This is a genomic window from Pseudomonas sp. NPDC087814 (genome assembly GCF_044742865.1).
Lineage (GTDB): Bacteria > Pseudomonadota > Gammaproteobacteria > Pseudomonadales > Pseudomonadaceae > Aquipseudomonas.
The window spans coordinates 1-2,507 of record NZ_JBIUVK010000104.1 but is presented as its reverse complement, the minus strand read 5'-3'; the positions used below and the strand labels follow the sequence as shown (position 1 = coordinate 2,507).

3 protein-coding genes and 1 pseudogene are annotated in these 2,507 nt (G+C 61.6%); all 4 read right to left on the bottom strand.

The window, feature by feature from the left end; translation table 11 throughout:
• The coding region (locus ACIOMR_RS30850) for a hypothetical protein (protein WP_401198202.1) at positions 1–146 on the bottom strand (146 nt) is incomplete at its 3' end.
• A 49-nt stretch (positions 147–195) separates the two neighbouring features.
• Positions 196–2,049 (bottom strand): NADH-quinone oxidoreductase subunit L, encoded by a 1,854-nt coding sequence (nuoL, locus tag ACIOMR_RS30845; RefSeq protein ID WP_003219559.1) that lies wholly within the window; start codon positions 2,047–2,049, stop codon positions 196–198.
• Positions 2,046–2,354 carry an NADH-quinone oxidoreductase subunit NuoK gene (gene nuoK, locus ACIOMR_RS30840; protein WP_003219560.1) on the bottom strand — a complete coding sequence of 103 codons (309 nt, stop codon included), beginning with the start codon at positions 2,352–2,354 and terminating at the stop codon, positions 2,046–2,048. Before nuoK ends, nuoL begins: the two co-directional genes overlap by 4 nt.
• A 2-nt stretch (positions 2,355–2,356) precedes the next feature.
• Positions 2,357–2,507 (bottom strand): annotated as a pseudogene (locus tag ACIOMR_RS30835) (NADH-quinone oxidoreductase subunit J); the annotation flags it as partial.

The window sequence follows — 2,507 nt, the reverse complement described above, 5'->3', positions numbered from 1 at the left end:
TGCGCCCACAGCCAGACGCCGAGCGCGAGTTCCAGGCACATGGTCACCAACGCAATCCAGCGGGGGAGGGTGGCGCCGAAGCGTTCACCCATCCAGCAGAGCAGGCCGCCGATAAAGGGGATCAGGATTAGCCAGGGCAGAATCATGACGGGCTCGTTTCCTTTCGCAAGTTCGCAAAGTTCGCAATGTGCATAGTCAGACCGCGACCACGATGATGGCGCCGATTACCAGGACGGCACCGGCCGCCATGGAAGCTGCATACCAGCGCAATTGGCCGGTCTCGCTGCGGCTCAGGGCGGTGTGACCGGCCTTGGCGGCACGCGGGATCAAACCGATGGTCTGGTCGAGCGGGTCTTTGCGCAGTACGTGGCTGATCGCAAGGTACGGCTTGACGAACAGTTTGTCGTAGATCCAGTCGAAGCCCCAGGCAGCGAACCACCAGGCCGAAAGGAAGCGGCCAATGCCACTGTTGGCGATGGCGGTGACGAAGCGGCGCTTGCCGAGGAACAGCAGGGCCGCCAGCAGGATACCCGCGATGGCGATGGCGCCCGAGGCGATTTCCAGGCTGTGCTTGGCTGCACCACCGGCATGGCCGGCGCTTTCCGGCAGAACACCGGCCAGTGGCGGGGTGATCATGGCGCCGACGAAGGTCGACAGGATGATCAGCACCGACAGTGGCAGCCAGTGGGAAATGCCATGGCCTGCGTGGGCTTCAGTCTTGGCTTCACCGTGGAACGTGATGAAGATCAGGCGGAAGGTGTACAGCGAGGTCATGAACGCACCTACCAGGCCGGCGTACAGCAGGCCGTGGTTACCGCTGGCAAAGGCTTCCCAGAGGATTTCGTCTTTCGAGTAGAAACCTGCGGTCACCAGTGGCAGGGCCGACAAGGCCGCGCCGCCGACGATGAAGCTGGCGTAGGCCAACGGCAGTTTCTTCCACAGGCCGCCCATCTTGAAGATGTTCTGCTCGTGGTGGCAGGCAACGATCACCGCACCGGAAGCAAGGAACAGCAGGGCCTTGAAGAAGGCGTGGGTCATCAGGTGGAAGATCGCACCGTCCCAGGCGCCAACGCCCAGGGCCAGGAACATGTAGCCGATCTGGCTCATGGTCGAGTAGGCGAGGATACGCTTGATGTCGGTTTGAACCAGGGCAGCAAAACCTGCCAGTACCAGGGTCACGCCACCCACCAGGCCCACGAGGTGCAGAATCTCCGGCGCCAGGGTGAACAGGCCGTGGGTACGGGCAATCAGGTAGACACCGGCGGTTACCATGGTCGCGGCGTGGATCAGTGCCGAAACCGGGGTAGGACCGGCCATCGCATCCGCCAGCCAGGTTTGCAGCGGCAGTTGCGCGGATTTACCGACCGCGCCACCCAGCAGCATCAGGGTCGCCAGGGTGATCCAGAAGTCGCCGACCTGGAATTTCTGCGGTGCCAGCACCAGCAGTTCCTGGATGTTCAGCGTGCCCACCTGTTGGAACAGGATGAACAGGCCGATGGCCATGAACACGTCACCGATCCGGGTCACGATAAAGGCTTTGAGTGCGGCGTTACCGTTGTTGCGGTTGCTGTAGTAGAAACCGATCAACAGGTACGAGCACAGGCCCACGCCTTCCCAGCCGAAGTACAGGAACAACAGGTTATCGCCCAGCACCAGGAACAGCATGCTGGCGATAAACAGGTTGGTGTAGGCGAAGAAGCGCGAGTAACCGGCTTCACCGCGCATGTACCAGGACGCGAACAGGTGGATCAGGAAGCCCACACCCACCACCACGCCGAGCATGGTGATCGACAGGCCGTCGACGTAGAGGGCGAAGTTGGGCTTGAAGCCCTCCACCGACATCCACTGCCACAACACCAGGGTGTAGTGACCGCCTTCAGGCGGTGCGACGTTGAATTGCCAGATGACGTAGGCGGCGACAATTGCCGACAGGCCAATGGAACCCACGCCGACCAGGGCCGAGAGGTTTTCCGACCAGCGTCCACGGGAGAACGACAGCAGCAGGAAACCGATCAGGGGAAATACGAAAGTCAGAAAGATCATGTTCATCCGCGCATCTCACTGGCAGCGTCGATATCAAGCGTGTGGAAGCGACGATACAGTTGCAGCAGGATCGCCAGGCCAATACTGGCCTCGGCGGCTGCCAGGCTGATCACCAGGATGAACATCACTTGTCCATCCGGCTGGCCCCAACGGCTACCGGCCACGATGAACGCGAGTGCCGCGGCGTTCATCATGATTTCCAGGCTCATCAACACGAACAGAATGTTGCGGCGAACCATCAGGCCGACCAGGCCAAGGCAGAACAGGATGCCGGCGACCGCCAGACCATGCTCCAAAGGGATAGCAGGCATCGTCATTGCTCCTTGGCTTCGTTGCGGCCCAAGTGGAAGGCGGTGATGGCTGCAGCGAGCAGCAGCATCGAAGCCAGTTCGACCACCCGCTGGTACGGGCCGTACAGGCTGATGCCCACGGCTGTCGCGTGTACGGTGGTGTGGCGGATGGCC